The sequence below is a fragment of the Aquabacterium parvum genome, assembly GCF_001447195.1.
In the GTDB taxonomy this organism is placed as follows: Bacteria; Pseudomonadota; Gammaproteobacteria; order Burkholderiales; family Burkholderiaceae_C; genus Aquabacterium; species Aquabacterium parvum.
Genome location: NZ_LFRI01000386.1, coordinates 458,466 through 466,103, shown reverse-complemented (window position 1 = coordinate 466,103; position 7,638 = coordinate 458,466). Strand labels below are relative to the sequence as shown.

The window sequence follows — 7,638 nt, the reverse complement described above, 5'->3', positions numbered from 1 at the left end:
CCGAGCGCACCGGCTTTGCCTGCCAGTTCCAGGCCGTTCGCCGCGACGTGCCCTGGCGCCCCGTGCTCATGGACGACACCGGCCTGCGACCCCGCCCACGCCCGACCGCGCTGGGGCCGCAAACGGCCATCGTCGTCGGCCCCGATGGCAGCGAACACCCCAATGGCGCCCACGAGCTGCACACCGACAAGATGGGCCGCGTGAAGGTGCGCTTTCACTGGCAAAACATCGACTCGCCGCAACGGCGCCCCAGCGACCACAGCTGCTGGTTGCGCGTGGTCCAGCGCCTGTCGGGCCCCGGCATGGGCCACCAGTTCATCCCGCGCATCGGGCAGGAGGTGCTGGTCACCTTCCTGGGCAGGGACATCGACCGCCCCGTGGTCATGGCCGCGCTCTACAACGGCCAGGGCGAGTCGGGCATCGTGCCCACGCCGGGCGGCAGGGCTGCTGAAGCCTCGCTCGATGCCTTGGCGCAGTCCACTGACCACACCCCCGCCTCACAAGGTAACCTGATCGGCTCGGGCGCAGGCGGCCACAGCCCCGCCTGGCACGGCGCGGCCAGCGCAGCGGCCAGCCCAGGCGCACAAGGCCAGGCCAACGCAGCTGCGCTGAGCGGCATCAAGAGCAAGGAGTTCGGCGGCAGCGGCCACAGCCAACTGGTGTGGGACGACACGCCCGAGCAGTTGCGCACCCAGTTGCACACCACCCAGGCGCAGACCTGGCTGCAAATGGGCCACCTGCTGCACCAGGCCGACAACCACCGGGGCAGCTTCCGGGGCCTGGGCTTTGAGTTGCGATCGGATGCCTGGGGCGGTGTGCGAGCTGCACGGGGCGTGATGCTCAGCACCTTCAGCCTGCGCAATGGCTTGGGCCAGACCGCCGAGCCCCCAGGAGACAACGCTGCCGGCATCGCTCTCGCGCGCCAGATGCAGCAACTGGCCGAGACCTTCCACCAAGCCGCCACCACGCATCAGACCGTGGGCCTGGCCACGGCCGCTGGCAGCCGCGCGGCAAAACAAAGCACGCTCGACGACACCCTCGCACCGGCGGCCGCCCTCACCAAGAGCCTGATGGGCACCGTCAGCACCACGAGCCTGCCCAACGCCCTCGCCGATGCGGCCGACAAGGCCACCGGCACCGGCGCTGACAAGCTGCCCCACATGGCCGACCCCAACATCGCGCTGGTGGGCAAGGCCGGCATCGGCCTCACCGCAGGCCAGGACTGGCACCTCAGCAGCCAGGACACCACCCAGATCGCCAGCGGGCAAGACAGCCACTGGGCCGTGGGTGGGCAGCTGCGCGTGCAGACCGCGCAAGGCATCGGTGTGCTGGCAGGGGCGATTCAGCCGGGCGCAGAAGCGGCAGGCAAAGGCATCACGGTGATCGCCGCGCAAGGGCCGATCGACATGCAAGCGCAAGCTGGCCCCGCGCAGATCGCTGCCAAGCAGACGCTGGAGCTCAAGACGGCCAGTGGGGTGGTCAACATCGCGGCGGCCAAGCGCGTGGTGCTGTCGGTAGCAGGCGGCGCGAGCATCACGATCGAGGGCGGACAGTTCACCGCACAGTGCCCGGGCAAGATCACGGTCAAGGCGGGGCAAAAGTCGATGGTGGGGCCAGGCCGCGCCACATGGACCATGCCGCAGATGCCCAACTCAGAAGGCGTGTGCATCACCTGCCTGATGAATGCGCTGCGGTCGGGTTCGCCCCTTGCTGCGGTGTGAGGTAAGGCTGTGTACTTTGCGCTGAACACCGGGGCCTTGCCCGATCTGGCCGAGCAACTTGCTTTGCTCGTTCAAGAATCACCCGCTGACTGCCGTTGGTTCATCCTCTATGACCAGGCGTTCGATCACGAACAACGCCAACCGCTGAACTGGCGGCACCCGGTCACACTGCTGTACACAGAACCACAATGGGCCGAGCTGTCGCCCACCTTGCTTCATTTGCCCAAGGGCAACACAGCTGAGCTGAAACGGGACCTGCTGCGGGTGCTGCGGCATGCCAGTGGGCGCCCGATGATCAGCCTAGTTCAAGCGCACGCCGATGCAGACAACCTCGCTCGATCCTGGCGATCCATCAAGTGGGTGCAGACCTCGGACGGCCTGCGCTTGCTGCTCCGGATAGCGGATGTCAGAACCTTGCTGAACCTGCCCGACAGCTTGAGCCCCTTGAATTGGGCCAGGGTCGCAGGCATGGTCAGCGGTTGGCACATCATCAACCGAAGTGGTCAATTGCAGGCCCTGCCCATGCCCGATGAGACGCTTCGGGCCGCTTCCTTGCCCGATGCGCCCCTGATGCTCACCGACACAGAGCTGAACGCACTGACGCACGCCGCCCAGCCAGACGCCTTGATCCAAGCCTTGCACGAACAACTCCCTGAATCATTGCCGCCAGATGTACCGCCAGGGCAGGTGCACGACTGGGTGCGACGGGCGCATGACATGGCCGTGGCCCAAGGCTTGGACGGCTCCAGCGACCAACTGGCCCTGGCCGCTGCGGCATGCTGGACCCAAGGCGAGGTGCTCAACCACCCCGCCTTGCCAGGTTTGCTGGCGGACCACGCCAGCCACGCAGACGCGGCCACCTCGCTGACCGATGCCCTGATTGAGCTGCTCCCTGCTGAACCCGAGACGGCAGACTGAAGCCATGAGCAGAACTCACCATTCAGGCAGGCCCACCGCTTCACGCGCCACACGTGATTGGACCACGGCCGCTCTATCTGCCACCGCCCTGCTGCTGTGCCTGCCCTTGTCTGCTTGCTTTGAAGAGGAAACCGTGGCGCTGTCTTACCTCGGCGTCAACCACACCGATCAATGGGTCTCGTCTTTCCTCATCAACGGTGAGGGGGGCGTGATCAACGTTTCACCTCAAGGTGGTGGAGGCAAAACTGCATGTTGCGTGGTCTTGCCCAGGCGCTGGCGTCCGAACTTGAAAGTCACGATCAAGTGGCAAGGCGGCGGCAAGTGGCTCACTGATGCCAACGGCAAGGAAGTACTCAGGGATGGTCAGCAAGTGCTGGTGGAAGACCCGTGGATTGAACGGACTGAGACCGTGCCCGAGTACACAGAAAAGGATTTGGCTCACTTTGACGTTCACTTCCTTCCCGACGATCAGGTGCGGGTCAAAGTCAGTTTCTACTACCCAGAACACGCAGACTACCGTCCGGCATACCCGACACAAAGATCATCGCAACCATGAGCACCACTTCGCCAAAGCCCATGCAAGAGGGTGGCCTGCGAACTTTGTCCCCAAGCGAAGGCATGCAGCGACCAAAGGCCATTTCTTGCGCGACGACAGGTTTCAGCATGCACTGGCGCCTCGGACTGATTGCCGCAACCGTGCTGCTGTGCCTGCCTTTGTCTGCCTGTCTGGAAGAGGAAACGATTGGGCTGTCATACCAAGCCGTCAACCACACCGATCAATGGGTCTCGTCTTTTCTCATCAACGGTGAGGGTGGCGTCATCAACGTGCCTCCGCAGGGTGGAGGAGGTGCCACAACATGTTGTGTGACGTTGCCCAGGCGCTGGAACCCGGACATGAAAGTCACGATCAAGTGGCAAGGCGGCGGCAAGTGGCTCACCGACGCCGATGGAAAAGAGGTGATCCGCGATGGCAGGCAGGTGCTGGTAGAGGACCCATGGATTGAACGCACCGTGCCTGTGCCCGAGTACACAGCACAAGACCTGGGGCACTTCACGGTTCACTTCATGCCCAACAACCAGGTACAGGTCAAGGTCAGCGTTCTTTACCCAGAACACCCAGAATACCTGCCGGCCTATCCTAAGCAGGGAGCGAATCAACCATGAGCACCACTTCGCCACGGCCGATACCCGAAGGAGGGCTGCGCCCCCTGTCGCCTCGCGAAGGCATGCAGCGTTTGAGGGCCCTATCTTGCACGACGGCGAACATTGGCGAGCAACGTTGCAGCGGTCAAGTGCACATCGGTGTGTTCTTCGATGGCACAGGCAACAACAAGCAGCAAGACTACGACTCTCTACCACCAGAGAAGCGCAAGCACACGAACGTGGTCAGGCTCTTTCAAGCTCATCACGATTCACCTGAGAGGGGCTACTTCAAACACTACGTACCAGGAGTCGGCACACCGTTCCCGGAGATTGGCGATGTCAACCGAACACTGCCATTGGGAAAGCCAACGGGCGAAAAAGGCGAGCACCGCATCATTTGGGCCTTGCTCCAATTGATTAACTCCGTGCATCGTTATGTGCACAGGGGTCTGTTGATCCTGCCAGACCAACAAAACTCCATCGTCAACAACATCGCCTCTCTGGCGTCCCCCGCCGCGCAACGCCGCTCCGCTCTCCGCCACTGGCAAACCAAGCTCCAAGCCGCTTTGACCGGTGCCAAGCCCACGGTCGAGCAGATCAACATCTCGGTGTTCGGCTTCTCGCGCGGCGCAGCCGAGTCCCGCGCCTTTTGCAACTGGCTGTTCGAGGCCTGCCAACCCGAGGGTGGCGGCTGGACTTTCGCCGGCATCCCCTTGCGCGTGAGCTTCATGGGGGTGTTCGACACCGTGGCCTCGGTGGGTCAGGCCAACCTCTTCGACAACGGCATCTTGCGCGGCCACGCCTCCTGGGCCGACAACAACCTCGAAATCCACCCTGCGGTGGAGCGGTGCGTGCACTTCGTTGCCGGTCACGAGGTGCGTGCCTGCTTCCCGCTCGACTCGGTTCGGGTCAGGTCTCGCTACCCTGGCAACGCGCTGGAGGTGATGTACCCGGGGGCCCACTCCGACGTCGGCGGCGGCTACGCACCAGGCGCGCTGGGCATTGCCTCACAGCCTGGGGAGCTCTACAGCCTCATCCCGGCTGCCAACATGTACCGAGAGGCCCGCCTGAGTGGCGTGCCGCTCAAGCCACTGACCGAGTTGCCGCCGCAAGACAGGGCCGCGCTGCAACCTGCCGCCGAAACCATCCGCCGCTTCAACAACTACGTTCGGCACGCCAAAGTCGGCGCCTCTGCGGTCGAAAACATGCTCAAGCAACACATGGCGCTGTACTTCAGCTACCGCTTCAAGCATCGCCATGCGTTCGAGTCCACCGCCTTGTTTCAACGCGCCACAGCTGCCGACAAAAGCAGCCTGCGCCGCACCCAGGCCACCTTGATTCGGCGCCTGGCCGCACTCGGTCAAGGTGACCCGATGGCGACCGACTTCAACCCCAGGGAGGCTGCCAGGCGAGTGCGTGCCATGTACGCTGCCAGCGGCATGTCCCACCATGCAGACCACCGGCTGTGCGACGTGGCCGAGTCGATCGACCTGAGCCGCCTCACCCCAGAGGTCGAGGCGTTCCTGGAGTCATGCGTTCACGACTCCATGGCTGGGGCCATCGGCGAAGGCATCGACGAGTTCACACTCAACGGCATCGGTCTGGCGAAATTCAGAACCGTGTTCAAGGGGAACGATTGATGGACATTGCACCGAGCCGGGCGGCCGGCCCCTGCAGCGCACAAGACAGCATGCCCAAGCCCCCCAACACCCCACCACTCGGCGACCTGGATCGCCTTTGGTTCATGCCCACCCCGGGGCTGGGGAGTTGGCGCGTGTCCCTGCGCTGTCGTGGCACGAACCACGCCAAAGGGTTCCCGGTTTTGCGGCACGGCTCAGTGGAGGCCGCCCTGCAAGCGGCCCAGGCATGGCGCGACCAAATCGCGCGTTCGCTGCAGCCTTACACCCAGCAGGAACTGGTGCAAAAGCTGCGCACCAACAACACATCCGGGACCCCTGGGGTGTTCAAGATGAAAACCAGCCGCCGGCGTTCGGACGGCAGCGTGGCGGTCTACGTGCATTGGGAGGCGCGCACACCGGAAGGCGTCAAGCCCGCGCGCAAAAAAGCCTTCTCAATCTCGAGATATGGTGAAGAAAAAGCCTACGAACTGGCCGTGGCCGCACGCGCTGCGTTCGTGCAGGCACTGGCTGACAGCCATCAGGGCGGCTGACTCAGCCCTGCCGCAACCGCCCGATCAAGGCCGCGCTCGACGCATCCAACCCAGCCGTGTCACCCGACTGCAGGCGCGGCAGCAGTTGCTGGCACAGCGCCTTACCCAGCTCCACGCCCCACTGGTCGAAGCTGTTGATGCCCCACACCGCGCCCGACACGAAGGTGCGGTGCTCGAACAGGGCGATCAGCGCGCCCAGCGAGCGGGGCGAGACCTCGTCGAGCACCAGGGTCAGGCTGGGACGGTTGCCCGGGAAGGTTCGGTGGCGGGCGATGACCTCGGGGGCCAGCGCCGGCGACGCGGTGGGTGCCTGCTCGGTCAAGGCTTCGGCCTCGGTCTTGCCCCACATCAGCGCCTGGGCCTGGGCCAAGCCGTTGGCCAGCAGGGCCTCGTGCTGTTGCTTGAGCGCCGCCTGCAGGGCTGGTGAGGCCTGCAACACAGCGGGGTAGCTGGGGCGCGCCACGAGGATGAACTCCACCGGCACCACGTCGCTGCCCTGATGCAGCATCTGGAAGAAAGCGTGCTGGCCATTGGTGCCAGGCTCGCCCCACAGCACGTCGCTGGTGGCGTAAGGCAGCGGCTGCCCCTGGGCGTCCACCGACTTGCCGTTGCTCTCCATCACCAACTGCTGCAGGTAGGCAGGCAGGCTGCGCAGGCCTTGCGCATAAGGCGCCACGCAGCGGCTGGTGTAGCCCTTGAAGTTGCGGTACCAGACGTCGAGCAGGCCCAGTTGCACCGGCAGGTTGGCTTCAAAGGGCGCTTCGGCGAAATGGCGGTCCATGGCGTGGGCGCCGGCCAGCAGTTCGCGGAAACCGTCGGCCCCGATGCCCAAGGCGATCGGCAGGCCAATGGTCGACCACATCGAGAAGCGCCCGCCCACCCAGTCCCAGAAGGCAAAAACCTCGGAGATGCCGAAGGCGCGCACGCGCTCGACCGCCGTGCTCACGGCCACGAAGTGCCGGTCGATTTCGGTGCCACCAGCATCGAGGAACCACTGCCGCGCCGTGTTGGCGTTGGCCAGCGTTTCCTGGGTGGTGAAGGTCTTGGAGGCGACAACGAAGAGCGTGTGTGCCGGGTTCAGCCTGGGCAGCAGTGCGCCCAGGTCCTGGCCGTCGACGTTGGAGATGGAGTGCAGGCGCAGACCCGGGTGCAGCCGGTGGGCCAGCGCCGCGATCACCATGCGCGGGCCCAGGTCGGAGCCGCCGATGCCGATGTGCACCACGTCGTGGATGTCGCCGGGCTGCTCGCCCCCTGCCCTGGCTCGGATGCGCTCGGCAAAGGCCAGCATGCGGTCGAGCTCGGCGTGCACCGCTTCAGAGTGCGGCCCCTGCCCCTTCGGTGCGCGCAGGGCCGTGTGCAGCACCGCGCGCCCCTCAGTGGTGTTGACGGCCGCACCCGCCAGCAGGGCGTCGCGGCGGTCGGCCAGCAGGCATTCGCGGGCCAGGTCCAGCAGGTGGCGCTGGGTGGCCACGTCCCAGTGCGAGCGCGACAGATCGGCCCACACCTCGGGCGCCTGCAGGCTCAGGCGCTGCACGCGGTCGGGGTCATCCTGGAAGAGCTGCCTCAGGTCCAGCTCGCGCCCATGCACCTGCGCGTGACCGGCCAGGGCCGACCAGGCCACGGTCTCATCACAGCGGGGTGCGCTCAGGGGCATGGCGGGGTCTCTGGGCGACATGATCGGGGTCG

7 protein-coding genes are annotated in these 7,638 nt (G+C 65.3%); 6 read left to right on the top strand and 1 reads right to left on the bottom strand.

All coding sequences use genetic code 11. The features are described from left to right. From ABG80_RS16220 to ABG80_RS16195, 6 genes are all read left to right on the top strand, one after another. Nucleotides 1–1,721 (top strand): type VI secretion system Vgr family protein (locus ABG80_RS16220; protein WP_152987664.1); only part of this gene is annotated, 1,721 nt, incomplete at its 5' end. A gap of 9 nt (nt 1,722–1,730) precedes the next feature. Further along, entirely contained in the window at nt 1,731–2,639 is a 909-nt protein-coding gene (locus ABG80_RS16215) for a DUF4123 domain-containing protein (RefSeq protein WP_058088620.1), read from the top strand. A 4-nt stretch (nt 2,640–2,643) separates the two neighbouring features. Next, the gene (locus ABG80_RS16210) at nt 2,644–3,195 is read left to right on the top strand and encodes a DUF3304 domain-containing protein (RefSeq protein ID WP_083506180.1); all 552 of its coding nucleotides are present in this window, start codon (nt 2,644–2,646) and stop codon (nt 3,193–3,195) included. Next, on the top strand, nt 3,192–3,803 hold the full coding sequence (locus ABG80_RS16205; RefSeq protein ID WP_200964331.1) for a DUF3304 domain-containing protein: 612 nt from the start codon (nt 3,192–3,194) through the stop codon (nt 3,801–3,803). Before ABG80_RS16210 ends, ABG80_RS16205 begins: the two co-directional genes overlap by 4 nt. Further along, complete coding sequence (locus ABG80_RS16200; protein WP_200964330.1) at nt 3,800–5,422, top strand: T6SS phospholipase effector Tle1-like catalytic domain-containing protein; 1,623 nt, start codon at nt 3,800–3,802, stop codon at nt 5,420–5,422. Before ABG80_RS16205 ends, ABG80_RS16200 begins: the two co-directional genes overlap by 4 nt. 50 nt (nt 5,423–5,472) lie before the next feature. Next, on the top strand, nt 5,473–5,952 hold the full coding sequence (locus ABG80_RS16195; protein WP_152987663.1) for a hypothetical protein: 480 nt from the start codon (nt 5,473–5,475) through the stop codon (nt 5,950–5,952). Nucleotide 5,953: 1 nt separating this feature from the next. On the opposite strand, the gene pgi is transcribed toward ABG80_RS16195, so the two are convergent. Continuing rightward, on the bottom strand, nt 5,954–7,606 hold the full coding sequence (gene pgi / locus ABG80_RS16190; protein WP_058088617.1) for a glucose-6-phosphate isomerase: 1,653 nt from the start codon (nt 7,604–7,606) through the stop codon (nt 5,954–5,956). Nucleotides 7,607–7,638: the final 32 nt, after the last annotated feature.

Coding starts and splice junctions, on each gene's coding strand:
- ABG80_RS16205 (WP_200964331.1), top strand. CDS start 3,192: ATGAGCACCACTTCGCCAAAGCCCATGCAAGAGGGTGGCCTGCGAACT.
- pgi (WP_058088617.1), bottom strand. CDS start 7,606: ATGCCCCTGAGCGCACCCCGCTGTGATGAGACCGTGGCCTGGTCGGCC.
- ABG80_RS16195 (WP_152987663.1), top strand. CDS start 5,473: ATGCCCAAGCCCCCCAACACCCCACCACTCGGCGACCTGGATCGCCTT.
- ABG80_RS16200 (WP_200964330.1), top strand. CDS start 3,800: ATGAGCACCACTTCGCCACGGCCGATACCCGAAGGAGGGCTGCGCCCC.
- ABG80_RS16210 (WP_083506180.1), top strand. CDS start 2,644: ATGAGCAGAACTCACCATTCAGGCAGGCCCACCGCTTCACGCGCCACA.